The sequence below is a fragment of the Cupriavidus sp. 01T418 genome (assembly GCF_056398885.1).
The window spans coordinates 1-24,692 of the sequence record NZ_JBFTQG010000045.1 but is presented as its reverse complement, the minus strand read 5'-3'; the positions used below and the strand labels follow the sequence as shown (position 1 = coordinate 24,692).

Here is a 24,692-nt window from a genome sequence, read left to right as displayed (position 1 = left end):
GCGTTGCGCAGACGATCACAATGCATCCGCGCAACGCGGAAATGCTCAGGGGTTCTTCGATGCTTCGGGCAGCGTCAGCACGCCGCGGGCCTGCAGATCCTGCAACTGCGCATCGCTCATCTGCAACAGGCTCTGCAGTACCGCGCGGGTGCCCTCGCCCAGCGTGGGCGGCGCGTTGCGGATCGGCAGACGCTGGCCATCCAGGCGGTAAGGCGGCGAGAACACGTGCGTGCTGCCTGCCACGGGATGCGGCATCTCGCGCAGCAGCCCGCCTTCGCGGGTCCGCTCGCTGGTCAGGGCCTCGTGCAGTCCCGCCACCTTGCCGCAGGGGATGCCGCAGGCCGTCATGCGTTCCAGCAGCAGGTCGCGCTGAAAAGTGCGGATCAGGCCTTTGATCAGCGGCGTCAGAGTCTCGCGGTTCTTGGCCCGCTCGACATTGGTCGCATAGCGCGGATCCTCGACGATGTCCGGACGCTCGATCACCTGGCGGCAGAACTTGTCGAACTGGTTGTTGTTGCCCACGGCGATGATCAGCGGGCCCTCGGCGGCTTCGAACATGCCGTAGGGCACGATGGACGGATGGGCATTGCCATAGCGCGCGGGGTCGCGGCCCAGCAGCATGGCGTCCAGGCCGTAGTACCCAGTAACCATCACTCCGCAGTCGTACAGAGCCATCTCGATCAGTTGGCCCCTACCCTTGCGCTCGCGGCGGAACAAAGCAGCCAGCACTGCCTGTGCTGCGTACATGCCGGTCATCAGGTCGACAACCGCCACACCGAACTTCAGCGGCGGCTGGTCGGCTTCGCCGTTGAGTGCCATCAGCCCGGCCTCGCCCTGGATCACCAGGTCGTAGCCGGGACGCTTCGCCTCGGGGCCGCTGCTGTTGTAGCCTGACACCGCGCAGTAGATCAGGTCGGGCTTAAGGGCCTTGAGCTGTTCGTAGCCCAGGCCCAGCTTCTCTGCCCCGCCGGTCTTGAAGTTGTGGATGACCACGTCGAACTGCGGCAGCAGGTCGTAGACGATCTGCACGCCTTCCTTGCTCTGCAGATCCAGCGTAATGGACCGCTTGTTGCGGTTCATGCTGTTGTAGTAGGTGGTCTCTGTCTCGCCAATCCGCATGCCCCAGTCGCGCGTGTCGTCGCCGCGCTCTGGGTGCTCTACCTTGATTACCTCGGCGCCGAAATCAGCCAGGACTTGCCCGCACAGCGGCCCTGCGAACACGCGGGATAGGTCGAGCACGCGCACGCCCTCCAGGGGCAAGTCGATGTCCTGGGATTGTTCAGTTGCCTGCATTTCTTGTCTCCGTAGCCGTTTCGAGTCACGCGCCGCCTATGCGCGAAGATGCCCAAGCTTGCCAAGTTGGCGCTATACGATATGCGCGGGATCATTCCCTGCACATGATTTTCCTTGGAACCTGGAGCCGCGCCCAGACCATACGGGGTGGCGGCACGCGGCGCAACACCGACAATTCAGCGCCCGGGCTGATTGAGGCTCGCGAAGTCCTTGCTTTTCGCCAGCGGCGGGGTTTCCGAAGGGTTGCCGAACCCACTGACGTCGGCCTCCCCCAGGACCAGCACAGCACGGAACGTGGTGGCGTCAGCGTACGCCTGCTCTATGGCCGCTTCCGGGCCTGGCGCAGGACCGTGCCGTATGCAATTCACCGGCCTTGCACGTCACGGTGATGGATGGTTCGAAGGACGCAAACGGAAACGCCATCAGGCATGGGGTTGTCTCCAGTCACGGCCAGTCCGGCATTTTTGCCTTGATAAACTGACAATACAATCCCAATATGCATTAACAGACCGTCAAATGGAATTTGACAGTTGACTATCCACCAATGCTTCGCGCTGGGGCAACGCCGGCGGCTTCTGCGACAACCTCACTCAGGAAGCGATGGAGCCACCGAAATGCCGTTAGTCGTTGGCTTAAGTGCCGTAATGAATGCATCGCTGCGGAAATTGCCGGCTAACAACCCGTTATCGCGCGTGAGCACGAACCGCGCTGCATCGACCATCAACGGGTTCCCGCACGCATATATCTCGTGTTGAGAAAGGTCCGGGAAATCCGCGGCAACCGCCTCGTGCACAAAACCTGTGCGCCCTTCCCACGGGCTATTCGGCTCGGACAACACGGGAACGAACCGAAAACGCTCGCTCGTCCCGGCCCAGCGCATCCCCTCCTCCCAAGCGTAGAGGTCTTCCTTGCGCCGGCCGCCCCAGTAAAGCGTAGCGCCCCGCCTTGAGAGCGCCTCATGGTGGCAACGCATGAATGAAGCGATCGGGGCATACCCGGTGCCGGAGGCCAGGAGGATGACCGGTGCCTCGGAATCCTGCAGCGTGAACGCGCCGAAGGGCCCCTCGACGCGCAGAACATCCCTTGGTTTCAGCTTCTCGTAGACATGCGGCGAAAATCGCCCGCCAGGCATCGCGCGGACATGCCATTCGACGGTGCCCTGCGTATCCGGCGCGTTTGCCATGGAGTAGCTGCGCCGGGTTCCGTCGCGCAGGATCACATCCATATACTGCCCGGGGGAAAACGAAAAATCCGTCCCTCCCTGCAGGTGCAACGACACGATGGCTACGTCCGCGCTCACCCGGCGCACCTCCGCCACCCGCGCGGGCGCTTGCACTACGCGCCGGCCGGGCATGGCGGAGACTTCCGGCGCTTCGATGGTGACATCGGTCACCGGCCGCGCCACACAGGTCAGGCAGTGCCCAGGGCGCACCCCTTCCGGGATGAAACCGGCGGGATAGGCGACCTCCCCGACGATCACGCGTGCCTCGCATGAATTGCACTCACCCCGGCGGCAACTGTGTTTCGGGAAAAAGCCTTGCGACACGGCCGTATCAAGTAGCGACGCGCCGGGAGTGCAACGCAACTGGACGCCCGCGGGCTCGATGGTCAGTTTCGGCGACGGTTGGGCATCGTCCACCGGCCGCGCCAGTTGCGCTTCAGTGTCGGGCGCCATTTCGCCCTCCCGGTTGCCGTGCTTTCAGGTCCAGGGCGACGTCCACGATCATGTCCTCCTGCCCGCCCACCATGCGGCGCTTGCCGAGTTCGACCAGAATGTCGACCGTCTTCAGGTCATGCTGGGCGGCTGCCGTTTCCGCGTGTCGCAGGAAGCTCGAATACACGCCCGCGTAACCCAGAGCAAGCGTCTCGCGGTCGACCCGCACCGGACGATCCTGCAAGGGGCGCACCAGGTCGTCGGCGGCGTCCATCAGCTTGTAGAGGTCGCAGCCATGCGACCAGCCCTGGCGCTCGGCCGCGGCGATGAACACTTCCAGCGGCGCATTGCCCGCGCCCGCCCCCATCCCGGCAAGGCTGGCGTCGATCCGGTTGCAGCCTTCCTCGACCGCGACGATGGAGTTGGCCACACCCAGGCTGAGGTTGTGGTGCGCGTGCATGCCGGTGTGCGTGGCGGGATCGAGCACCTCCTTGAACGCGCGGAAACGGTCCCGCACGTCGCTCATGCTGAGTGCGCCACCGGAGTCGACCACGTAGATGCAGGTCGCCCCGTAGCTTTCCATCAGCTTGGCTTGCCCAGCAAGGACCTGCGGCGTGGTCATGTGGCTCATCATCAGGAATCCCACTGTATCCATGCCGAGTTCGCGTGCATATTCGAGATGCTGACGGGAGATATCCGCCTCGGTGCAGTGCGTTGCCACCCGGACCACGCGCGCCCCGGCGTCAAAGGCGGCGCGCAGGTCATGGGTCGTTCCGATGCCAGGCAGCAACAAGGTCGCGATCTTCGCGCGGGTCACCGATTCAGCAGCGGCGGCAATCCACTCGACGTCGCTGTGCGCGCCGAAGCCGTAGTTGAACGAGGACCCTTGCAGTCCGTCGCCATGGGCGACCTCGATGGAATCGACGTTCGCCTCGTCCAGCGCGCGCGCAATGGCCTTGACCTGCGCGATGCTGTACTGGTGGCGGATGGCGTGCGAGCCGTCCCGCAGGGTCACATCGGAGATATAGAGCTTGGTTTCCATCTTTTTTCCTGGGCTTTGTCCTGGGCTTTGTCCTGGCACTGGGTTCTTCACGCGACTTCCGCCGCGGCCGCGGCAAGGTCGCGCTGCGCGAGTTGCTCGGCGGTAGCCAGCGCGGCCGAAGTCATGATGTCGAGATTGCCAGCATAGGCCGGCAGATAGTGCGCGGCGCCCTCCACTTCGAGGAAGACCGTGGTCTTCAGCCCGGTCATCCGCCCGACGCCGGGGATATTCAGCGGCTGGCTTTCGTTGAACTGCTCGAACTGAAGCCGCTGCTTGAGCCGGTATCCGGGCACATAGGCATTGACGCGGGCCACCATGGCCTCTACCTCTGCCTCGATGCGGGCGGTGTCCACCAGATCGGACAGCGTATAAACCGTGTCGCGCATCAGCAGCGGGGGCTCCGCCGGATTGAGCACGATGATGGCCTTGCCCTTGCGCGCGCCACCCACAACCTCCAGCGCGCGGGAGGTGGTTTCCGTGAACTCGTCGATATTGGCGCGGGTTCCCGGTCCGGCCGACTTGCTGGAGATGGATGCGACGATTTCCGCGTAGTGGACCTTTGCCACCGAGGCAACGGCGGCGACGATGGGAATGGTGGCCTGCCCGCCGCAGGTCACCATATTGACGTTGCGCCCATCCAGATTGGCGTCCAGGTTCACCACCGGTACGCAATACGGCCCGATGGCGGCCGGCGTCAGGTCGACCACACGGATGCCCGGCTTGCGCGTGCGCAGCAGCTTGTCGTTCTCGATATGGGCGCCGGCCGAAGTGGCATCGAAGACGATGTCGATATCGGCGAACGCCGGCATGTCGACCAGGCCCGCCACGCCCGTCGCGCACGTGGCCACACCCAGCCGGGCTGCTCGGGCAAGACCGTCCGAGGCGGGGTCGATGCCGACCATCACGCCCATTTCGAGGTGCTTGCCATGGCGCAGGATCTTGATCATCAGGTCCGTGCCGATATTGCCGGAGCCGACGATCGCGGCCTTCAGTTTTTGGGTCATGATTGCTTCCGTTAGCCCTGGGAGTTTTTGTTTGGATAGATCACGGACTCGCAGTCCGAATACAGGCGGTCCACATCGTTGGCGCGCAGTGTCAATACCGCGCGCTGGTTGATGTAACCCTTGTCGGTGATTTCGCCCTGTTCGATGGCTGGCGCAGCGGACAGCAGCACCGCGCGCGCCGGCCGCTGGGACGAACCGGCGCCCCTGCAGAGGTCGGCCAGCACCGCGCCGAGCGCCCGCCTCACCTCCGGCACGAGCCCCAGCGACTTGCCACATAGCGTGCCGTCCTGGTCGTTGGCAAGGGTGCGCAGTTTCGCGCTGGGAAACACCAGCAGGCCCACCTCATCGCGATCGTGCCCGGTCACGACGATATCCAGCGCATAGGGCGCCATCGCCGAGACCGCACGCACCCGCAGCGACCCGACCGATACCCAGGTCCCAGTCGTCAACTTGAAGTCTTCTGAGACCCGGCCGTCGAAGATGACGCCGCTGTTCGGGTCGGCGGGATCCGCGAGCCGGCCCGCATCGCCCATGCGGTAGAAGCCTTGCTCGTCGAACGCGGCACGCGTCTTCTCCTCGTCTCCGAGATAGCCCGGGAAGATAGACGGCCCGCGCACCCGCAGTTCGAGTTTGTCCTGGCAGGGAACGAACTTCAGTTGCACGCCGGGAACTGGCACGCCAATGTTGCGCGTGTCCGGCGACAGGAAATGCGCGCTTGTCACAACCGGCGAGGTTTCCGTCGAGCCCCACTCGGTCGTGAAAAACAACGATTGACGCCGCACGCCGCGCGCCACCGCGCGCAAGCGGTCCGCCGTGTTCTGCGGCAGCGCCGCGGCAGCGAAGAACAGCATGTCCAGCCGTTCGAACAGCGCCGTGGCCAGGGTTTCGTCCGCCTCCAGGTATGGCAGCAACGCGTCATAGCCCTTGGGCACATTGAAGAACAGCGTCGGGCGAACCTGGCGGATGCCCTCGATGGTCCGCTCGATCAGGCCCGGAACCGGGCGGCCGTCGTCGATGTAAAGGGCACCGCCGTTGCGCAGCACCAGGTTGAAATTGTGGTTGCCGCCGAAGGTATGGCTCCACGGCAGCCAGTCCAGCACCACGGGACGCGTTTCATCGACGAACGGCCAGCACTGCACGATCATCTGCTGGTTGGCGCAAAGCATCTCGTGCGTGTTCGGCACCAGCTTGGGCGCTCCGGTGGAACCGGACGTCAGCAGAATGCGGGCAATGGTGGCGCCCGTGATGCTGCGGAACGCCTCGTCCACGCCGGGCCCGGCGTTGGCTGCGCACAATGCGGAAAACGGCAGCTCGCCGCCGGCCGCGCCCTGGGTGTAGACCACGGGACACGAGAGCCCTGCGCCCCGTATCGCCGCTCCGTACAATGCGGCGTCTTCCGCGTAGACAAGACCGGGATGCAGGCTGGCGAGGATGGCGTGCAGCTTGCCGTCATCGCCGCGCATCCTGGAGTAGGCCGACGACACCACGGCGATACGGCGTCCCGCGTGCATGGCAGCCAACGACAGCAGCGCCAGGTTCAAGCTGTTGTCCGACACCGCAACCACGGGATCTACCGGAGCGATATCGAGATCCAGCAACGCCTGGCCGATATTGCGGACCGTCGCATGCGCCTCACCGTAGCTGACGGTATGCCAGCCCGATTCCCTGCGCTCCGCCAGGAAGACACGGGATGGCTCCCTGGCCGCCCATCGAGCAAGCCAGTCGCCAATACAGCGATCGAACGCCGCCAGCGGAACCGACGAGTGCAGGACGAAACTGCCATCGGGCAGGTCGGTCCGCAGGATCCTGGGCTCTGCCAGCCGAAGGCCAACATCGAACTCAGCGGCACGACGGTCGGAGACGAGGGCGGGCACGCGGGTCACTTGGCCACCACCGAGGCAACCCGTACCGACACGGCTATCCCCGCCGCGATCGCAGCGTATTTGATTTGCATTGCAGTCTCCTGATTGCCCGTTCTTTCGACGGGCGTTAGCGTCAATCCACGTGGCAGCGCACCTGCCCAAGCCCTTCGATTTCCAGATTCAGTTCATCGCCACGGCCGATCTTGAACATGGGCCCGAGCGCGCCCGAGAGCACGACATCGCCGGCTCGTAGCGGCTCGCCCATCGCCGTCATGGTACGGGCCAGCCACCAGGCGGCATGCAACGGGTGGCCCAGGCACGCGGCACCGTTGCCCTCTGAAGCCGGTTTTGCATTGCGCGCGAAGCGCATCGCGCAATCGGCCAGCGCCAGGTCGGTCACGCGCTTCGGATCAGTACCGAGCACGTAGAGACCACAGGACGCGTTGTCAGCCACCGTATCGACCAGCGTGATCTTCCAATCCTGGATCGCGCTGTCGACGATCTCGATGGCGGGCAATGCAAATTCGATGGCGCGAAGGAAACGCCCCCAAGTGAGGGTGTCGTCGTCGAGGCCGCGGCCGATGACGAAGGCCACCTCCCCTTCCGCCTTGGGCTGGATCAGCGAGCCCGCGGGAATCGCCGCTCCGGACAGGAACTCCATATCGGCGAACAGCACGCCAAAATCCGGCTGGTCCACGCCAAGCTGTGCTTGCACGGCTTTCGACGTCAGGCCGATCTTCTTGCCGCTGATGGCACGGCCTTCGTCCAGCGCGCGTGCGGTGTTGGCGGCGGAGACGGCATAGGCCGCTTCGAGGCCGTCAATGCCGAAAGTCTCGGAGACCCTGGCGATGGGCCTGCGGTCGCGGCGAGCCTGGTACAGCGCATCGGCTGCTTGCTGGATGGGGGTGTCTTTCATCGTTGTCTACCTCGTGATGCTTGTTGGCTGGTCTTTGTCCGCGTATCCGCCCGGCTAGGCGGCGGCGAGACGCTCCGCGGCGGCGGCATGGACCGAGCGATATCCCGGCAGCAATTGCAGGAGCTGCCCAGCCTCCTTGGCCAGGCAGGCGGCATAACTCTCGGCAAGCGCCGCAACCACGTCCTCCACCGATCCGACCGCTTCGATGGCACCGACACCATGGCCCGCGGACCACACGTCCCGCCATGCTTTCGGCGCCGAGGCAATGTCGCCGGAAAAATCAATCTTCCTTTCCTCTTTGAGCTTGTCGGGGGTAAAGCCCGCCGCCGCCACGGTCGGCCTGAGCCAGTTCGCCATCACGCCGGAGACTGCGGTGGACTGCACCAGGTCTTCCATGCTGCTGGCCACCAGCATGTCGCGGTAGGCGGGCGCCGCCATGCTCTCCCGCGTTGCGATCAGGCGGGTGCCGACAACAACAAAATCCGCGCCCAGCAACTGCGCCGCCCGGATCTCGGCGCCGCTGGAAATGGCACCCGCCAGCCCGATCGGACCGTCCCAGAAACGGCGGACCTCCGCCAGGAAGGCGAAGGGATGATAGGTGCCGGTATGGCCACCGGCGCCGCTGGTAACCAACACCAGGCCGTCCACGCCTGCGTCGATCGCCTTGCGCGCCAGCGCCGGTGAAATGACATCCGCTATCACCAGTCCACCGTAGCCGTGCACGCGCTCCAGCACGCGGCGTGGGCTGCCCAGCGCCGTGGTGACGATACCCGGGCGATACCGTTCCACCAGTTCCATTTCCGCTTCGAATCGGTCGTAGCTGCTGTGGACGATCATGTTCAGCGCCCATGGTACTTGTGGGTGATGGGCGGCCTCCGCCGCGATCTGGGCAAGTGCCGCATCAAGCGCGGCAAGGTTGCGCGCGTTCGGGGCGGCGTAGGTGCCAACGATGCCAGCCTTCACGCTGGCGGTCACCAGGTCCGGGCCGGAGACCAGGAACATGGGCGCGCCCATGAGCGGCAAGCGCGCTTTGGCGAAGACATTGCGCACAGCAGAGTGTGAAGGGCTGGGCGATGCGTTGAGTGATGCATTGAGTGATGCATTGAGTGATGCGTTGGGGGCGTTCATCGTGTGGGTTCTTGTCTCTTGTCCATTCTTGCCTGTCTGCTGGAGGATGCCCGGCTAGCGCCGGCCGGGCCGCCCGCGGACTTCCCAGCCACCGTCGCTTTGCAGGATGGCGGCCGTGGTTGCCGGGGAATTGGTGCGCGAGGCCAGCAGCACGTAGTGCCCGGTGTGGTCCTCCGGCTGGGCGATGAAGCCCAGCGGCACGGCGTTTGCCACGGCGTCCGGGAAGCCAGGTATTTCCGACAGCCTGGTCTCCTGCTTGCCAAGGGATTCCGGGCCCTTCAGCGGCGTCACCGTGCCACCGGGCGCCACGCCGTTCACACGGATTTCCGGCGCGAGTTCATAGGCAAGCTGCCGGATCAGGCCCACGCAGGCATGCTTGGAAGCCACGTAGACCGGACCGCCGCCGCCAGCGTAGAAGCTGGCATTCGACAACGTGAAAATCATGCTGCCGCGACTCTCGCGCAGTGCGGGCGCGGCGGCATGGGCCGCTAGCAGGTAGCCCAGGACATTGACGTCGAACACCTCCCGGAACGTGGCGCTGACCACGCCCGGCTCCAGCTTGCGCAGCGTGGCGAAGTGATCCCACACGCCGGCATTGCCGACCAGGGTGTCGAGCTTGCCGAAAGCCTTGACGGTGGCTTCCACTGCCTGCGCATTGGCATCTTCCGAACGCACGTCGCCCACCGTGATCGCCACACGCTCGCCAAACTCGGCCCGCATGGTGTCCGCGCTCTGCGCGTTGCGCACCAGCACGCCGACGCCGGCCATGCCCTCTGCGAGGAACCTGCGGGTGACCGCCAGGCCAATGCCTGAATTGGCGCCGGTCACCAATGCCACATCGTTATCGAGCCAGCCCATGATCAGAAGAAGGTATTGAGGTTCTTGGACATCAGCAGGGACTGCGTGATGACAATCTTGCGACGGGCGATCCGGAAATCGTCGCCATGGGCGCGCAGCACGTCCTCGCGCCGGCCAAGCAGCAGATCGTTGTCCGCCTCGCCCCGGCTCCGGTAGTTGACGAAGACGGAATGCACGATGAGTTCGCCATCCGTCGCTCCCGCGTACGCTTCGATGTTGCTGATCACGTGCACGTGGCGGGTCGGGGGATCCTCGGCCCAGGCGGAGGGCTGCCTGAAGCGGGCCACGCGCCGTTCCAGGTCGAAGTGGTTGTCATCAAAATACGCCCCACGCCCCACGCCGTAGGCACCCAGCTTGTCCGCGCGGCGGCGGTTTTCGATGGCCGGCATCCAGTAATGGACGTCGTCCGTCATCAGTGCCAGCCAGTCACTCCACGCCTCGCTGTCGAGCAGGCGGGCCTCGCGATAGAGGAATTGCTGGACCCGATGGGCGGTGCCAAGGTCCACCACCTGCAGCGCTGGGGTTACCGGCTGCGGTTTCAGGAGTGCGCTCATGCGACCTCCTTCAGGCTGTCGTTGACGAACGCGCTCTCAGGCAGGCCCGGCTTGTCGCGCACCGGGACTTCATCCCAGGCGCGCGCCTGCATCAGGTCCAGCCAGCGCTGGTAGAAGGCCCGGTGGTTGGCTTCGTTGACCTGGTTGCGGTAGACGTTGCCCGGCAGCCCGCTGCCCTCCAGCCTGGAGTCCAGGCCAAGGCCCATGTACAGGTCTTGCTGCCGCGTGACGAAGCCGGCGTTGGTGCGGGTGGAGAACTCGAAGTTCTCGCCATCGTCCATCTCGAACACGCCGGAAGGCGAGAACGTCAACATGGTGCCCTTCAGCCAGCGATCCTTGATGTCCTGCGGCGCGCTCTTGTTGACGATGGTCCAGGTGTGCAGCTCGATCCTGCCCGGGCCGCGCGGATGCCAGACGCGGAAGGTGTTCTGCCCGGGCAGGAAGGAAAGGTTCGGGAATACGCTCACCGAAGAGATCGAACCGATCATCCTGGAGCGGAACTCGCCGAGCCGCTGCGCCACGAGCGGCTGGATTCCGTAGAGGTACTTGCGGATTTCCTTGTCGCCCAGGGTCGCGGCGTTGCCGACAACATCCAGGTTGAACTCCCAGCCATGGCCATTGAAATTGACGTGGTATGAATCCGGATCCCTGAAGACCTCGGCCACCGGGCCGCCCAGCATGGCGCGCGCGGCGGAATCATGCGTCCACAGCGCGTGGTAGATATCGCCGATGAAGTTCTCGACGGGCACCTTCCAGTTGCAGTTGATCACCGACTTCACGCAGCTACCGACAAACTCCGTGCCCTCGCCGTCCATGTCCAGCATCACGTCGAGGTAATAGCGGAAGTCACCGAGAAATTCCTCCAGCGAAGGCGCGTCCGGATCCATGTTTCCGAACACCAACCCCTTGTAGCTCGCTACCTTGGCAACCGGGTGCAGCCCGTGCTCCAAGCGGTCCATGCCGCTGGCCTCGAACAACTCCTGCCCCGCCATGCCCCGCAAGGTGCCGTCGATGCCGAAGCTCCAGCCGTGGTAGTTGCAGACAAAGCTGCGCGCGTTCCCCGCGTCGGTGAAGTTCAGCTTGTTGCCGCGATGCGGGCAGGTGTTCAGGAAGGCGCGGATGGAGGCGTCCTTCTGCCGCACCACGATCACGTTGTCTTCCGCCATATAGGTGGTGACATAATCGCCGGCCTTGGGAATCTGTGATTCGTGCGCGAGGAAGAGCCAGCTGCGCGCAAAGATCTTTTCCAGTTCCTGCTCATAGATGCGCTGGTCCCAGTAGACGCGGCGTGACAGCTTTCCGGCGTTGAGATCCAACAGGCGATCCAGGTCGCGCAGGGGCGCGCTGGTGGGGTCCTTGCGCAAGCGTGCGCAATTGCCGCTGCATTCGTGTGTCATGTTCACTCTCTCAGATGGCTGACGACGCCGCTTCGGATTCTTCGTCCAGATCGGCGTAGATCTGGTCAGCCTCGACGATGACCTTGTACGTGCGCAGGTCGACTGTGCACGGGAACCCGACGGCCTGCCCGGTGGGGATATGAAACTGGCCGTCGTGGACCGGGCAGGCGATAAGGTCGCCGTCGACGATCTCGCCTTCGGACAATGAGGCGGTGGCATGGGTGCACACATCGCTGGTGGCGAAGTATTCGCCGTCGATGTTGTAGACAGCCAGGGGGCAGCCCGATGTCTCGATCTTGCAGACCTGGCCCGGCGCCAGCGCTTCACGCTGGATCAGGAAGACTTTATTGCTCATTGCTGTAATTCCTTCTTGGCCGGCTCCGCGCCGGTCACTGCGTCACTGGGTCACTGGGTCACTGGGTCACTGCGTCACTGCAGATGCAACTGGACAAATCCCAGGCCCGTCACCCATTCCGGGACGGCTTCATAGGCAATGGTCTCGCCGCGCGCGCCTTCCAGCGCGCCCATGGCGCAGGCCCAGTTCCGGATCTCCATGCCGCCGTTGCCGCCGTTGGCCAGGATGTATTCGTCGCTGAGGGCGGCAAGCGCCTGCAGGTCATTGCGTTCGGCATAGTCCAGGATCTCACGGTCAAAGGTTTCGTTGACCTTGCCCATCTCGGCGGTGCCGACCCAGTGGCTGATGCCACCACTGCCGATCACCACGACACGCTCATCCTCCGGGTACGCGCCAACCGCATCGCGGATCTGCCGGCCAACCTGGATGGCGCGCGATATCCGGATATAGGGATCGACACCTGCGGCGAGGTACACCGGGATGGTGCCGACGGCGTGGCCCGCTTCGCGCATCGGCTGCACCATCAGCTGGTTTGGAATGCCAATGGCATGGTCCACCGTCAGCGCGCGCGCCACGGCCCAGTCGAAACCGTTGGCTTGGCCCTCGCTCGCGATATGCGATGCCAGCGCTTCACTGTTCGGTATCACCCCGCGCTTCAGGCCGGGCATGGCGTCCAGCGGGCCGTCGACATCGCCCGTGCCGATCAGGTAGCTGGGCAGGCAACCGGTGCCAAACAGCATGTAATGGTCCGCGCCCACGATCACCACACTGGTCGGCGCCAGTTCTGCCAGCCGTGCCGCGCAAGTCTTGAAGGCACCCCACATGCGGCCCCGCACCGCGGGTGTCGGCGCCTCGGGCGCGACGAACATCACCGGGTCATGGGGCACCAGGAAGCCACCTACGATCTTTCCCATCTTTGTTCCTGTTCCTGTTCCTGTTGCCGCTTCTAGCGCTTCAATGCGGCGCTGTGCAACGCCTCTGCCGATCCGACCGGGCGCAGCTTCTTCATATAGGCGCGCATGTCGCGCTCCGGGGACAGCTCCTGCCAGAAGCCCATGGTCAGCATCGGGTTGACGCCCGCCTGCTGCAGGCCAAGCACATCAAACTGCATCAGCATGGCCCGCTCCGCCTCGCTAAGGACAAAGCGCCGCAGATAGGCGTCGGCATCTTCGCGAAAGCGCTGCTTTGCCGTGCGATCCACCGTCAGCTGGTGAAGGACCTTTTCGAGGACGTTGCGGCTCATGGGCTTATGCGCAGAAATTGCCAACCAGGTTCAGGAAATCGGCGCGCCGCTCGGTCTGGACCCAGTGGCCACATTGCCCGAACAGGTGCAGGTCCGCCTGCGGAATCGTGCGGGCCAGCAACTGGCCGCATGCCGGCGGCACCACTCGGTCTTCACGTCCGTGCAACACCAGCGTGCGCGCCTCGATCTTGGCGATGGCAGCTTCCGGAAACCCCTTGACGATGGTCGGGCCTTGCGCATTCGGCTTGGGCAGCAGCTTGCGCAGCGCATCCTGCGCGCCGGGACGAGCGCTGGCCTCGTAGCGGGACTGCACCATTTCCGGGGTAATGATCGACTGGTCATAGGGGAACAGGCGCATCGTCTTTTCCATATTCTCCGGCGACGGCTCGTACTCCCAAGCGGAGCGCAGGCCCGGCGTCTGCTCGAACTCCCCTGCCGGCACGCCGAGCAGCACAAGGCGGTCGACGCGCTTGGGGTCGAACACCGCCAGGCCGACGGAAAGTGCCCCGCCGAAGGAGTTGCCGACAAACGAAGCCTTCTCGATATCCAGCGCATCCATGATGCCAACCAGGTGCCGCACCCACAGCTTGATGTCGTACTTCGTGCCTTCCTTGAACTCGGTGAAGCCAAAGCCCGCAATGTCCGGGACGATGACGCGGAAGCGCTTGCCGAGTTCGCCCATCACACCCTTCCAGTTCGACCAACCGGACACGCCCGGTCCCGATCCATGCAGCAGGAACAGCGGCTTGCCGGTGCCCTGGTCGAAGTAGTTGGTTTGGTGCTCCGCAGCGGTCAAGGTCAGGCCGACGCCCTCATATTGGTTCATCTCAATTTCTCCATACACATACGTATGTGTATGGTAGGAAGCGAAGCAGGTCCGGTCAAGCAAGAATTCTCGATAACTTACTGGTGTTTACCCGAGAGGCGGCAGATTCCTTACCATACATATATGTATTGATGGAGGGAAGTACAATCCTCTCCATCTTTATTGGAGGCACTATGCCAAAAGGCCCGGGGACCAGTTCCGCAGCCCCTCGCAACCAACTTACGCCAGAAGACTGGATCAAGGCTGCCCGCAATCTCCTGGTCAGTCGCAGCGTTGACGCGGTGCGCGTCGAAGTGCTGGCCAAGGAGCTGGAAGTCACGCGCGGCAGCTTCTACTGGCACTTCAAGGACCGTGAAGACCTGCTGCAGCGCATGTTGACCGCATGGCGCGATGAAGCCACCGAGCAGATCATCTACCGCTTCGAGCGCCGTGGGTTGCCGCCCCGGGAGCTGGTCCGGGATTTGCTCACCTTGCCGTTCCGGGGAACCGCAGCCCAGGAAGCGGCATCAACGGAACTTGCCATCCGCGCCTGGGCCCGCCGGGAAGAGCGGGTGCGCCAGGTACTCGATGAGGTCGACGCCAAGCGCCTGTCCTATATCTCGCAGTGCTTCAGCGCCCTCGGGTTCGATATCCCCGAAGCGCGGGCGAGGGCGTTCGCGCTATACAGTTATGAATTGTCGGAGTCCCTGCTTTCCCACCAGGGCACAGCGGCGCAGAAGGAAGAGCGCAGGGCATGCATCGAACGGTTACTGCTCGCGCAGTAGTCTGATGTTGCGCTCCGCCCCTGACCGGTGGTTGGCCGCTCCACTGGGCCACGCGGAGAATGCCTGGCATTGCCGAGATATTGTCAGAAGACGTCGAGCAACGGTTTCCACGTCTTCCTGGCAATGCCATCGTCATTGAAGTCATGGATCTCTGGCGTGGCACTATCAAACTGTTGCCAGATGCCCAAGGATGGCGACACAGGCTGACACGTAGTGGCAAAGCTGGATATCGCCGAGCGGAAATCCGCACCGACGCTCTCGAAGACTGAGTCGGCCACGTCAGCGACCATCGGCGCATCCGACCATGCCTCACGATTCCCGAACAGGAATGGTAGCTCCAGGCAATGGGGACTCATCAGGTTGTGCACGTGGCTGGACACACTGAACCTGTATGGGTAGACAGGTATTCCGGCACCGTTGCAGGCCATGGCAATTCGCCCTACGCCAGCCCCAAAAACGCTGTAACTACTCGCGTCGATGAGCTGAGTGTATGGGCTATGCCCGGGGCGCGCCGCGGCAAAGCTCGCGTATGCCCTCTCCCCAGCCACACCAAGTTTTTGCTCAAACCATGTCCTGACTTGCCCGTCGTCCACACCGACCACCTCCGGCACAGCAAACATGAAGGCGGTATTCTCCTCCGCCGTGGAGCCCAGCATGGACGACGACACATGGGCTGCCTCCACCGCACGCGGAAAGTCGAAGAGCCAGTCAGGAACGAGGCCTTCCTCGACCACGGGGCGAAACCCCACGGAGATATCCCCAAATCGAGCCCGAGCGCTCATCAGCTTGTCTTGCGTGACAAGAATTTCCTCCACGCTCATGCCGTCCAGATCGGAAGCCCCCGCGAGCGCCAGAAACTCCTGACTTGTCTGGATCGATTCTCCGACCAGGTGCGCAGGCACGGTCGGCAAACTGAGCATGACGTTTCGGCGGAGTAGTCCCTTCGACGCGGGACTGACACCCAGCAGCCACGCGTACCATGCGCCAGCGGATTGACCGCCAACCGTCACGTTGCTCGCGTCACCACCAAACTGCCCGATATTCTCCTGCACCCACTCGAGTGCCCGGATCAGATCATGGACAGCGCGATTTCCGCCGCTGTCCTTCCCGGAGGTGAAGTGCCCCAGCGCGCCCAGCCTATAGTTGACCGTCACAACGACAATCCGCCCTTCCCTCGAAAGGCGCTCGCCGTCATACCAGAAGGCCGAGCCGCCGCCCGACAGGAATCCACCACCGTGGATAAAGACAAAGACCGGGAGCGCCGTGGCTTCCTGCGGTGCCCATACATTGAGGACAAAGGCGTCCTCGGACTGTGCATTGCGGTCGATGCCGTTCCCCATTACGGCCGCCAGACGTGATGGCGTTTGTGGGAAAACAGCGGCAAGCTGCGTCGCATCGCGCTCACCTGGCCACGGCGTCGGGGAAACAACTTCGGACAGGCGGCCACGCGGATTCGCCCGCTCTCCATATGGCAATCCACGGAAGACGCAGATCCCCTTGTTCACGTCCCCTCTGGCGACACCAGACGACAACGACACCACTGCAGAATTGTTCTCTACCTTCATTTCTTCACACTCCTGATTCCCGCAACGAGCGAGAAAGTACCGCTACAACGACCGCACACAGGAGAACAGTCGCACTTCCCATTGCGATGAGTTGGCTTAGCGCAAAGCCCGACTTCATCAGCAGCCCTATTGACCCCGCCCCCACCAAAGACCCTATCCTTCCAATACCGCTCGCCCATCCCGCTCCCACCGAGCGAACCTCCGTCGGATAGACCATTGCAGCAACTGCATTCAGGACCACAATGGGCCCGCTAATAAGAAACCCTGAACAGAAGACAGTCATCGCGTAGCGAGTGGTCGATGCGGGCATGGATATGAGTTGGGGTGTCACCGCGCCCAAGACAAGCGCGATGAGGACGAACTTCAACGGCGCCATGCGTCGGATGGCGAACACGCCGGTAACGGCGCCCGCCAAGCCGCCAAACTGAAACAATGACGCAGTTCTTGATGCAATGGCAACGCTGACGCCCGCGTCACGAATCAACGTGGGCAGCCAGCTTGCGATCACATAGAAGCTACCGAGAATCAGGAACATCAAGACCCAGAGCAGCAGCGTGGTCGTCCTGAATTGCGGGCTAAACAGATAGACCACACTACCCTGGCGCCGCGCGGGCTCCGGAATCGAGGCGCGAAACGGCACGTCCGTCAGTGGATACAAGCCGAGTTTCGCCAATGCCCGCAAGATTGCATCCGGTGCAGCGCCAAGCTGTGCCAGGTACCTTGGCGACTCGGGCACCAACCAGATAACCGCCGGAATCAGCACAAGCGGCGCGGCGCCTCCTATCAGGAACAGCCCTTCCCAACCGATCACATCGATGAGATGACCTGTAAGCAGGCCAGCAAGTGCGGAACCGAAAAGGAAGCCGCAAAAGACGGCAGAAAGCGCCGAAGCGCGACGGCGTGCCGGCAGTAGCTCCGCCAATAGCGCACCAATGGCTGGCATCGCCAGCCCGATCCCCACGCCCGTCAGAAACCGCCAGACGATCAACTGAGTCAACGACGTACTGAATGCGCAGACCACTGAAGTCAGGGCAAACAAGGTCGCGCCGATGACGAGCACAGGCTTCCTTCCCCTCTTGTCCGCAAGCGTTCCTGCAGTCAAATACCCGAGCAGTAATCCGAACATGCCTGCCGCGATGGCAGAAGATATTTTCGATGGGCTGCTCGCAAAGTGAACGGCAATCTGCGGCGCGATGAAGCCGATGATGGCGGCATCAAACCCTTCAATTGCAACAATAGCGAAGCAAATCGAAATGATGACGTTCCTGCGCAGGCTTGGAGGCGCTGAGTCGATCAGACTGACGATATCCTCCGCACCGGCGTTCATTGTGGGATTCTTCATTGAGAGCTCACTGGATTCCGATTAAAACGCATGCTCAAGGAAGAGCCCTGCTATCGTTTGCTGCTTGCCGGAGGATGGTCCGGCGGCGCCATTGACCCATGCCTTGGCATCAGCAGTACCGCCAGCCCGTTGATATGCCGCCTGCAAATAGATGCGCGTTCTCGCAGAGAGCGAGGTTTCGGCTCTCAACAGAACCTGATGCGCATAGCGGTTAAACAGCGGGCCGTTGCCCTTCATGTACTGATAATGAAGAGTGACCCCGTACCGTTCGCCAAATGACTTTGTCGAACCAACGCCGAACGTGTCGATCGCACCGTCAGTATTGGCATTGGTAGTCCGCGAGTAGGAGCCAGCGAAGGTCCAGTCGTTGATCAGCCAGCGCGCACCCAGACCTAACGCCCGAATGTGCGTGTTGTTGTCAGGTGTGCTGTTGTCTCGAAAATCGGTGTAATTGGCCGTGGCGGCAAACCGCGAGGTTTCGTAAAGGGACCCGAGGCTGTATGTGCTCCCGCCCTGGACGGAGCCTGCTCTCTCTCCGAACGAGTACATTGCGCCTAGCTTCAGAGGCCCGAATTGATTGGTATATTTGACCGAATTGGCAGCCGATTCTCCATTTGACCGGTCGTAGTCAAACGACCCCCCTCGAATCCCCCCGTAAACGCCGCCGAAGTTCTGGAACGGGCCCTGTCCGGTACCCCATAAGCCACCGTGCCATGCACCGCTAAAGCCGCCAACGGTGAAGTAGTCGAACATGAAGTCCCGGGTATTCCCGAGCGAGAGGTCACCCAACTTTCCACGCAGGCCAACAATCGAGTATGTGTTGAATAGTTGCCCTAAGGTCTGGCCGTTGTCCACAAAGAACCTGCCCGCAAGGCGAAAATACGCGGACATATCGGGGGATAGCGTCTCTGAGCCATTGAAAGCAAAATAGTTGGGACGATAGGGGCCCGAATCCTGCCCATATCGGGCGCCCCCGTTGACATTCGACGTGCCCGTCACCCCGCCGGTTACCAGGCCGCTGATGGCCAATCCATCGGGCTGTGCTGCGGCGGTACTTCCCACAACGCCGATCACGCCCAGCAAGATGACCAGGCCGAACAACCCAGTCCGACGTACCGCTAGTGCCGTGGGGTTGCTGCTGGCCAACGAACTGCTCTTTCTCATACATCTCCTCCAAATCATCGCTTCGGATGGGCGCCTGGCCTGGCGGCATGGCGACCTCTTTTTTGAAACACAGGTCAAAGTCCGAGCTGCAATGCGCAAGGACTTACCGGTGCACCGATGTTAGTGGCGGAAATGAGGTATAAGGCATGACAGTATTGAGAAACTCCATGCGGAGTGGTCATACCCTAGCGTGGTGCGATGACGCCAAATGCATTGGCACGCACCAAAGTCAAGCTGCTACCGATGTCGAACTGAGCCGTCAATCGACGAGGACCTACCCAAGGCGTTGGTGGCTCGTTGATGCTTCGACGACGCGCCGAAGACACAGAATAAAGTCACGAGTTGGCCGGGTGCTCGTCTTGTCTCGCCGCCAGACTGCGGAAAGCGGCCCTGGACTGAGCCTGAAGACCAGCGGCAACAAGATGACTTCGTTGCGAGCGGCCATGTGCCTGGCCGTGCTTTCGGGCAAATGCCAGAGAAATTTACCGCTCAACATGAGCTCCCTACCGAGTTCCAGCGAAAGCGCCCCCACAATATTCGGCAGCTCGAGACCCGCCTCGCGAATTTCGTTGGCAACGAGTTCTCGCATGACGCTTCCTGGCGGCGCAGAGATCCACGGATACTGTACGCATGCGGCGAGATCCACCTCCTTTGAAGCCAGGGGATGTTCCGGAGAGCACGCCAGGACTATTCCGTCGTGCACAAGTTCGACTGTTCGGTAAGTCTGCCCATTCAGACTCGGGGGGCTACGACTGATTAACAAGTCGATTGCCCCGGAATCAAGCTTCTCTATCAAGGTCTCGTGCGGCCCCACTTCTACCGTGATGTCAACGCGGGGGTGAACTTCCCTAAACTGCAGGATCGCCTCGGCAACGGGCCAGCGTCCGAACATGGAGAAGCAGCCTATGGAAATGTTCCCCACGCCCCCAGCGGCGATGGAAGCAAGGTCTGCCTCGGCTTTGTGAAGATCGCTCAGAAGTAAAGCTGCGTGACGGCATAGGGTTGCACCCATAGGCGTCGTGACCGTCCCTTTGGCAGAACGCTCGAACAATCTGCCACCAACGATTTCCTCAATCTCTGCGACAGATCGGGAAAGCCCGGATTGCGTCATGTGGAGCTGCTGCGCGGCCTTCGAAAGATTGCCAAACTCCGCGACCGACAGGATGACTTCCAGATGGCGCGTGCGAAGCTTTCCTCGAAATGGGGTCATGTGGAGGGCGAGTATGCAAAGCTTGGACTATACGATACTCCCGGCATCCCAGGCCTGCCCCGCCCGTTGAGACCGCGCCCTCGGAATCCGGGCAAACCTGTCCTTTCGCAGGGCGGATCGCATTTCAAGGCCATCCGCGGGCGCAGCAACAACAATCGCGCAGGGTCTTCTCCTCGTGTCGGCTGTCAGTCAATTGCCGCTGAACGTCGGCTTGCGCTTCTCCAGGAACGCCGACACGGCTTCGCGATGGTCCGCCGTCTGGTGCGACATCGCCTGGAAGCCGGCCGACAACTCCAGCAACGTATCCAGCCGCGTGTGCATGCCCTCGCGCAGCAGGCGCTTGGCCATGCGCACCGCGTGCGGCGGGTTGGCGGCCACGGCCTCAGCCAGTTCGTTCGCGGTGGCAAGCAACTGGTCGGCGGGCACCACCTGTGACACCAGATTCCACTCCAGCGCCTTGCGGGCATCGATGGCGCGTGCTGTGAATGTCATTTCTGCCGCGCGCGACAAGCCAATAATTCGCGGCAGCAACCACGCGCCACCGTCGCCCGGGATGATCCCCAGCTTAACGAAGCTCTCGGCAAAGAGCGCGTTCTCGGATGCGATGCGCATATCGCACATGCAGGCCAGGTCAAGCCCGGCACCCATGGCGTGGCCGTTGACAGCGGCAATCACCGGCACTTCGAGATTGAACAGCGCCAGCGGCAGGCGCTGGATGCCGCGCCGGTAGTCGCGCCGGATCTCCATTCCGGTGACGTCGCCCGACGACTGGCGTTCCATCTCCTGGATGCTGCCGCCCGACGAGAAAGCGGTGCCGGCACCGGTGATGATGACAGCGCGCACGCTGGCGTCGGCCTCGATCCGGTCGATGGCTTCAAGGAACTCGTCCACCGCCGTATTGCCGGTGAGCGGGTTGCGCCGCTCAGGCTCGTTCATGGTCAGCGTGACGACGTGGTCGCGCTGTGCGTAATGCAGGAAGTTCGTCATGGTGTTCCGGTTTTCAGATGACCATCAGATTGCAAATCAGATGACAGAGCTCGCGCGCAGGCACCCGATGGCGCCGTCGTCGTAGCCGAGCAGGGATTTCAGTACCTGTTCAGTATGTTGACCCAGCAGGGGCGGTGCCGACTTCGCCTCGGGCGGCGTGGCGCTCATCCGGATGGGGTTGCGCACCAGCCGGACGGCACCACCGAGCGGGTGGTCCACCTCGACCTTCATGCCGCGGGCAACAACCTGCTCGTTCTCGAAGACTTCGGCAAGATCGTTGATCGGACCGCAGGGGACGCCCGCCGCCTCCAGCAGTGCGATCCACTGGTGCTTGTCGCGCGTGCGGACCATGTCGGCCAGGATAGGGACCAGCGTGTCGCGGTTCTGGACCCGTGCGGGATTGGTAGCGAACCGCTCGTCATCCGCCAACTCCGCTCGGCCGCAGATCTCGACCAACTTCCGGAACTGGCCGTCGTTGCCGACCGCCACGATAATCCAGCCGTCGCTCGCCTCGAACGACTGGTACGGCACGATATTCGCGTGCGCATTGCCCCACCGCTTCGGGGCGGTCCCGCTGGTCAGGAAGTTCGCGCCGACGTTTGCCAGCATCGCCACCTGCACATCGAGCAGCGCCATGTCTATGTACTGGCCCTCGCCGGTGCGGTCGCGGTGCGCCAAGGCAGCGAGCACGGCCGTGGTCGCATACATGCCCGTCATCAGGTCGGCAATCGCCACGCCGGCCTTCTGCGGGCCGCCGCCCGCTTGGCTGTCGTGCTCGCCCGTGACGCTCATGAAGCCCCCCAGCCCCTGGACGATGAAGTCGTAGCCCGCGCGCGACGCATACGGGCCGTCCTGCCCGAACCCGGTGATCGAGCAGTAGATCAGGGCCGGGTTGATCGCCTTCAGCGAGGCGTAGTCGAGTCCGTACTTCTTCAACTGGCCAACCTTATAATTCTCCAGCACGACGTCGCTCTGCTCCGCCAGCTCGCGCACGATGCGTTGCCCTTCCGGCGTGCCGATATCGACCGTCACCGAGCGCTTGTTCCGGTTGGCCGCGAGGTAGTAAGAGGCCTCGCGCGTTGCCGTGCCGTCCGGTGTCCTGAAGTACGGCGGGCCCCATTGCCGCGTATCGTCTCCTGCGCCGGGGCGCTCGATCTTGATGACGTCGGCACCGAAGTCGGCGAGAGTCTGGGCACACCAAGGCCCCGCCAGCACGCGTGTCAGATCGAGCACGCGGATATGATTCAATGCACCCATGCGGAATCTCCTGTCGTTGGGGTAATCGTGGTTCAGGCGTGCTCCGACCTTGGCACCTCGGCGATCAGGCGCCGAAGTGCAAGCGGGATACCGATAATGAGGAGGACCGCGGCAAGCCCCTGCGCGCCGGCTGCCGTCAGAAAGCCGCCGCTATAGGTGCCGGACATGTCGCGCAAATAGCCGATCAGCCATGGTGTCAAAAAGCCGGCGACGTTGGCCAGCGAGCTGATCAGTGGCACGCCCAGCTCGGCGGTCTTCTCGTCCATATAACGCACCGGAATCTGCCAGAACAACGCGATCCCCGCGCCGGTGCCGGCAAGCGCAAGGACCAGCGTGAGGAACGTCCCTGGCTGGCTGTGCCAGACGGCCGGCAGCGCCAGGATACTTGCCACGCTGACCACCGATGCGATCGCGCAGGCGAGGCGGCTGTCGCGATAGCGGCTGGCCGCACTCGAGAAGGCGATATTGCCGATGGCGCCAAGGAGGCAGATCGCGGCGATCACGCCGCCGATGGCGCTGTAGCCGCCGAATCCCGCCTCGTGGAGGATCGCCGGTATGAAGAAGCTCAGCGCAGAGTTGGCGGCCAGGATGCCGAAGTAGACGGCGGCGAGCACCCACGTCATCGGGTTGGCGAGCAGCGATACCGGTTTGCCAGCCGGCGAGACCGCCTGGCTGGCAGCGCGCGCCAGATCTGCCAGGATCAGCCGGCGCTGCCCTTCCGACAGCCATCGCGCCGTCGCCGGTCCATCTGGAAGGACGACGAAAGCGACCCCGGCGAGCACCACTGTCGGCACGGCCTGCACGAGGAACATCCACCGCCACCCTGCCACGCCGAGTAAGCCGCTCATATGGTCGAGCACGAAGCCGCCGGTCATCCCCACCGCGACCGTCGAGCAGATCGCCGCCGAATGGAAGATGCTGAAGTTGCGCGTGCGGCGTTGCGTGGGATACCACTGGTTCAGGTACAGGATGACGCCGGGATAGAAGCCTGCCTCGAAGGCGCCCAGCAGGAAACGCAGCGCATAGAACATGCCGGCCGACTTGACAAAAATCATCGCAACACTGGTCGCGCCCCACCCGAGCGCGATCACGGAGATGGTCAGCCGGGCGCCGGCGCGGCGCTGGACCATCGCGCTGGGCACGCCCAGCAGCACGTAGCCAAGAAAGAACAGGCCGGCGCCGAATCCGTACGCCGTCTCGCTGAAGCCCAAGTCCGGCGACATCTGCAGCTTCGCAAACGCCACGTTCGCCCGGTCAACCCAGGCCAGCATCCACAAGCCGAAGAGGATCGGCAGGATGCGCCATTCCGAGGTCCGATACGCCTTGCGCAATGCGGCGTCGGCGTCGGTATCGTAGGCCGGCGCATCCGCCTTGAATCGCGTGGTCATCACAATATCTCCTAATTCTGGCGCCCCCCGAGTCTCCACCGGGGTCGCCTGATACTTCTACCCACATTGGTCTGCTTCAGGCCTGTTCAGCGGGAACGATTTGCCCACGGTTCTCGCCGAAACCGATGCGCGCATAGCCGGGCCGCTCGCACCAGCCCGTCATCACGACCGCATCGCCGTCTTCGAGAAAAGAGCGGGTCTCGCCGGTATCCAGGTGCACCGGCAATTGGCCCGCACGGGTGAGTTCGATGAGCGCGCCCGCCTCCGCCGGCGTCGGGCCGGAAATCGTCCCGCTGCCCAGCAGGTCGCCGCTGCGCAGGTTGCAGCCGCCGACGGTGTGGTGCGCGACCATCTGCCCGACCGTCCAGTACTGGTGGCGGAAGCTCGTGCGTGAGAGGCGTGTCGGCGGGATGCCGTCACGCCGGAGGGCGGCCGTCTCAAGCGCAACTTCCAGCTGGATGTCGATCGCGCCCTGCTCCAACATCGAGGGCGACGCCAGGTAGGGCAGCGGTTGCGGATCGGCCGGCGGCCGGCTCCAGCCCGTGCGGAACGGTGCCAGCGCGTCCATCGTGACGATCCACGGGGAGATCGTCGTAGCGAAATTCTTCGCGTGGAACGGCCCGAGCGGAATCGATTCCCACGCCTGGATGTCCCGCGCCGACCAGTCGTTCAGGATGCAGAGGCCGAAAACATGCTCCTCCGCCCGGCCAACCGGAATGTGCGTGCCCTGCTCATTGCCGACACCGATGAAGATTCCCAGTTCCAGTTCGTAGTCGAGCCGGGTGCTCGCTCCCAGTTCGGGCTGGCCCTGTCCGGCCAGCACGCGCTGGCCGACAGGCCGCCGGACTATCTGGCCAGAGAGCCCGATGCTCGACGCACGGCC

23 protein-coding genes are annotated in these 24,692 nt (G+C 63.3%); 1 reads left to right on the top strand and 22 read right to left on the bottom strand.

Features of this window, described 5'->3' with window-relative positions; genetic code table 11:
* Positions 1-45: 45 nt before the first annotated feature.
* The 14 genes from AC1DQ3_RS29515 to AC1DQ3_RS29450 all read right to left on the bottom strand — a co-directional run bounded on the left by AC1DQ3_RS29515 (position 46) and on the right by AC1DQ3_RS29450 (position 14,132).
* Positions 46-1,293: a CaiB/BaiF CoA transferase family protein gene (locus AC1DQ3_RS29515; protein WP_477123672.1), complete on the bottom strand. Its 1,248-nt coding sequence runs from the start codon at positions 1,291-1,293 to the stop codon at positions 46-48.
* 586 nt (positions 1,294-1,879) lie between these two features.
* Positions 1,880-2,968, bottom strand: coding sequence for an FAD-binding oxidoreductase (locus tag AC1DQ3_RS29510; protein ID WP_477123671.1), 1,089 nt, complete (start codon positions 2,966-2,968; stop codon positions 1,880-1,882).
* A complete protein-coding gene (gene dmpG, locus AC1DQ3_RS29505) occupies positions 2,952-3,989 on the bottom strand; it encodes a 4-hydroxy-2-oxovalerate aldolase (protein ID WP_477123670.1) in 1,038 nt (345 codons plus the stop codon). The genes AC1DQ3_RS29510 and dmpG overlap by 17 nt, the downstream gene beginning before the upstream one ends.
* A 47-nt stretch (positions 3,990-4,036) precedes the next feature.
* Positions 4,037-4,996 (bottom strand): acetaldehyde dehydrogenase (acetylating), encoded by a 960-nt coding sequence (locus AC1DQ3_RS29500; RefSeq protein WP_477123697.1) that lies wholly within the window; start codon positions 4,994-4,996, stop codon positions 4,037-4,039.
* 8 nt (positions 4,997-5,004) lie between these two features.
* Positions 5,005-6,867, bottom strand: a complete 1,863-nt coding sequence (locus AC1DQ3_RS29495; protein WP_477123669.1) for a feruloyl-CoA synthase — start codon at positions 6,865-6,867, stop codon at positions 5,005-5,007.
* A gap of 121 nt (positions 6,868-6,988) precedes the next feature.
* Entirely contained in the window at positions 6,989-7,771 is a 783-nt protein-coding gene (locus tag AC1DQ3_RS29490) for a 2-keto-4-pentenoate hydratase (RefSeq protein WP_477123668.1), read from the bottom strand.
* A 54-nt stretch (positions 7,772-7,825) separates the two neighbouring features.
* Positions 7,826-8,773 carry an NAD(P)H-dependent flavin oxidoreductase gene (locus AC1DQ3_RS29485; protein ID WP_477123667.1) on the bottom strand — a complete coding sequence of 316 codons (948 nt, stop codon included), beginning with the start codon at positions 8,771-8,773 and terminating at the stop codon, positions 7,826-7,828.
* A gap of 180 nt (positions 8,774-8,953) precedes the next feature.
* Positions 8,954-9,757, bottom strand: a complete 804-nt coding sequence (gene hcaB, locus AC1DQ3_RS29480) for a 3-(cis-5,6-dihydroxycyclohexa-1,3-dien-1-yl)propanoate dehydrogenase (RefSeq protein WP_477123666.1) — start codon at positions 9,755-9,757, stop codon at positions 8,954-8,956.
* A 2-nt stretch (positions 9,758-9,759) separates the two neighbouring features.
* On the bottom strand, positions 9,760-10,311 hold the full coding sequence (locus AC1DQ3_RS29475; RefSeq protein ID WP_477123665.1) for a 3-phenylpropionate/cinnamic acid dioxygenase subunit beta: 552 nt from the start codon (positions 10,309-10,311) through the stop codon (positions 9,760-9,762).
* Complete coding sequence (locus tag AC1DQ3_RS29470; protein ID WP_477123664.1) at positions 10,308-11,708, bottom strand: aromatic ring-hydroxylating dioxygenase subunit alpha; 1,401 nt, start codon at positions 11,706-11,708, stop codon at positions 10,308-10,310. The genes AC1DQ3_RS29475 and AC1DQ3_RS29470 overlap by 4 nt, the downstream gene beginning before the upstream one ends.
* Before the next feature lie 10 nt (positions 11,709-11,718).
* Positions 11,719-12,063 (bottom strand): non-heme iron oxygenase ferredoxin subunit, encoded by a 345-nt coding sequence (locus AC1DQ3_RS29465; RefSeq protein WP_477123663.1) that lies wholly within the window; start codon positions 12,061-12,063, stop codon positions 11,719-11,721.
* Between the two features lie 74 nt (positions 12,064-12,137).
* Positions 12,138-12,977: a DODA-type extradiol aromatic ring-opening family dioxygenase gene (locus tag AC1DQ3_RS29460; RefSeq protein ID WP_477123662.1), complete on the bottom strand. Its 840-nt coding sequence runs from the start codon at positions 12,975-12,977 to the stop codon at positions 12,138-12,140.
* Positions 12,978-13,009: 32 nt separating this feature from the next.
* On the bottom strand, positions 13,010-13,306 hold the full coding sequence (locus tag AC1DQ3_RS29455) for a hypothetical protein (RefSeq protein ID WP_477123661.1): 297 nt from the start codon (positions 13,304-13,306) through the stop codon (positions 13,010-13,012).
* 4 nt (positions 13,307-13,310) lie between these two features.
* A complete protein-coding gene (locus AC1DQ3_RS29450; protein WP_477123660.1) occupies positions 13,311-14,132 on the bottom strand; it encodes an alpha/beta fold hydrolase in 822 nt (273 codons plus the stop codon).
* A gap of 173 nt (positions 14,133-14,305) precedes the next feature.
* Here AC1DQ3_RS29450 and AC1DQ3_RS29445 point away from each other — a divergent pair, with 173 nt between their 5' ends.
* The gene (locus AC1DQ3_RS29445) at positions 14,306-14,896 is read left to right on the top strand and encodes a TetR/AcrR family transcriptional regulator (protein WP_477123659.1); all 591 of its coding nucleotides are present in this window, start codon (positions 14,306-14,308) and stop codon (positions 14,894-14,896) included.
* An 83-nt stretch (positions 14,897-14,979) separates the two neighbouring features.
* Here AC1DQ3_RS29445 and AC1DQ3_RS29440 read toward each other — a convergent pair whose 3' ends face one another.
* The 8 genes from AC1DQ3_RS29440 to AC1DQ3_RS29405 all read right to left on the bottom strand — a co-directional run.
* Positions 14,980-16,461 carry a carboxylesterase family protein gene (locus AC1DQ3_RS29440; protein WP_477123658.1) on the bottom strand — a complete coding sequence of 494 codons (1,482 nt, stop codon included), beginning with the start codon at positions 16,459-16,461 and terminating at the stop codon, positions 14,980-14,982.
* Positions 16,462-16,465: 4 nt separating this feature from the next.
* Positions 16,466-17,803: an MFS transporter gene (locus tag AC1DQ3_RS29435; RefSeq protein ID WP_477123657.1), complete on the bottom strand. Its 1,338-nt coding sequence runs from the start codon at positions 17,801-17,803 to the stop codon at positions 16,466-16,468.
* A 21-nt stretch (positions 17,804-17,824) separates the two neighbouring features.
* Positions 17,825-18,967 (bottom strand): porin, encoded by a 1,143-nt coding sequence (locus AC1DQ3_RS29430; RefSeq protein WP_477123656.1) that lies wholly within the window; start codon positions 18,965-18,967, stop codon positions 17,825-17,827.
* Between the two features lie 274 nt (positions 18,968-19,241).
* A complete protein-coding gene (locus tag AC1DQ3_RS29425; protein ID WP_477123655.1) occupies positions 19,242-20,177 on the bottom strand; it encodes a LysR family transcriptional regulator in 936 nt (311 codons plus the stop codon).
* 189 nt (positions 20,178-20,366) lie between these two features.
* On the bottom strand, positions 20,367-21,164 hold the full coding sequence (locus AC1DQ3_RS29420; RefSeq protein ID WP_477123654.1) for a crotonase/enoyl-CoA hydratase family protein: 798 nt from the start codon (positions 21,162-21,164) through the stop codon (positions 20,367-20,369).
* Positions 21,165-21,200: 36 nt separating this feature from the next.
* On the bottom strand, positions 21,201-22,421 hold the full coding sequence (locus AC1DQ3_RS29415; RefSeq protein ID WP_477123653.1) for a CaiB/BaiF CoA transferase family protein: 1,221 nt from the start codon (positions 22,419-22,421) through the stop codon (positions 21,201-21,203).
* A gap of 32 nt (positions 22,422-22,453) precedes the next feature.
* Positions 22,454-23,809, bottom strand: a complete 1,356-nt coding sequence (locus AC1DQ3_RS29410) for an MFS transporter (RefSeq protein WP_477123652.1) — start codon at positions 23,807-23,809, stop codon at positions 22,454-22,456.
* 76 nt (positions 23,810-23,885) lie between these two features.
* Positions 23,886-24,692: fumarylacetoacetate hydrolase family protein (locus AC1DQ3_RS29405; protein ID WP_477123651.1), on the bottom strand; the 807-nt coding region annotated here is incomplete at its 5' end.

Excerpts from the sequence above, each read along its gene's own strand:
- AC1DQ3_RS29515 (WP_477123672.1), bottom strand. The coding sequence starts at position 1,293 with ATGCAGGCAACTGAACAATCCCAGGACATCGACTTGCCCCTGGAGGGC.
- AC1DQ3_RS29510 (WP_477123671.1), bottom strand. The coding sequence starts at position 2,968 with ATGGCGCCCGACACTGAAGCGCAACTGGCGCGGCCGGTGGACGATGCC.
- dmpG (WP_477123670.1), bottom strand. The coding sequence starts at position 3,989 with ATGGAAACCAAGCTCTATATCTCCGATGTGACCCTGCGGGACGGCTCG.
- AC1DQ3_RS29490 (WP_477123668.1), bottom strand. The coding sequence starts at position 7,771 with ATGAAAGACACCCCCATCCAGCAAGCAGCCGATGCGCTGTACCAGGCT.
- AC1DQ3_RS29485 (WP_477123667.1), bottom strand. The coding sequence starts at position 8,773 with ATGTTCCTGGTCTCCGGCCCGGACCTGGTGACCGCCAGCGTGAAGGCT.
- hcaB (WP_477123666.1), bottom strand. The coding sequence starts at position 9,757 with ATGGGCTGGCTCGATAACGATGTGGCATTGGTGACCGGCGCCAATTCA.
- AC1DQ3_RS29475 (WP_477123665.1), bottom strand. The coding sequence starts at position 10,311 with ATGAGCGCACTCCTGAAACCGCAGCCGGTAACCCCAGCGCTGCAGGTG.
- AC1DQ3_RS29470 (WP_477123664.1), bottom strand. The coding sequence starts at position 11,708 with ATGACACACGAATGCAGCGGCAATTGCGCACGCTTGCGCAAGGACCCC.
- AC1DQ3_RS29465 (WP_477123663.1), bottom strand. The coding sequence starts at position 12,063 with ATGAGCAATAAAGTCTTCCTGATCCAGCGTGAAGCGCTGGCGCCGGGC.
- AC1DQ3_RS29460 (WP_477123662.1), bottom strand. The coding sequence starts at position 12,977 with ATGGGAAAGATCGTAGGTGGCTTCCTGGTGCCCCATGACCCGGTGATG.
- AC1DQ3_RS29455 (WP_477123661.1), bottom strand. The coding sequence starts at position 13,306 with ATGAGCCGCAACGTCCTCGAAAAGGTCCTTCACCAGCTGACGGTGGAT.
- AC1DQ3_RS29450 (WP_477123660.1), bottom strand. The coding sequence starts at position 14,132 with ATGAACCAATATGAGGGCGTCGGCCTGACCTTGACCGCTGCGGAGCAC.
- AC1DQ3_RS29445 (WP_477123659.1), top strand. The coding sequence starts at position 14,306 with ATGCCAAAAGGCCCGGGGACCAGTTCCGCAGCCCCTCGCAACCAACTT.
- AC1DQ3_RS29440 (WP_477123658.1), bottom strand. The coding sequence starts at position 16,461 with ATGAAGGTAGAGAACAATTCTGCAGTGGTGTCGTTGTCGTCTGGTGTC.
- AC1DQ3_RS29435 (WP_477123657.1), bottom strand. The coding sequence starts at position 17,803 with ATGAAGAATCCCACAATGAACGCCGGTGCGGAGGATATCGTCAGTCTG.
- AC1DQ3_RS29430 (WP_477123656.1), bottom strand. The coding sequence starts at position 18,967 with ATGAGAAAGAGCAGTTCGTTGGCCAGCAGCAACCCCACGGCACTAGCG.
- AC1DQ3_RS29425 (WP_477123655.1), bottom strand. The coding sequence starts at position 20,177 with ATGACCCCATTTCGAGGAAAGCTTCGCACGCGCCATCTGGAAGTCATC.
- AC1DQ3_RS29420 (WP_477123654.1), bottom strand. The coding sequence starts at position 21,164 with ATGACGAACTTCCTGCATTACGCACAGCGCGACCACGTCGTCACGCTG.
- AC1DQ3_RS29415 (WP_477123653.1), bottom strand. The coding sequence starts at position 22,421 with ATGGGTGCATTGAATCATATCCGCGTGCTCGATCTGACACGCGTGCTG.
- AC1DQ3_RS29410 (WP_477123652.1), bottom strand. The coding sequence starts at position 23,809 with ATGACCACGCGATTCAAGGCGGATGCGCCGGCCTACGATACCGACGCC.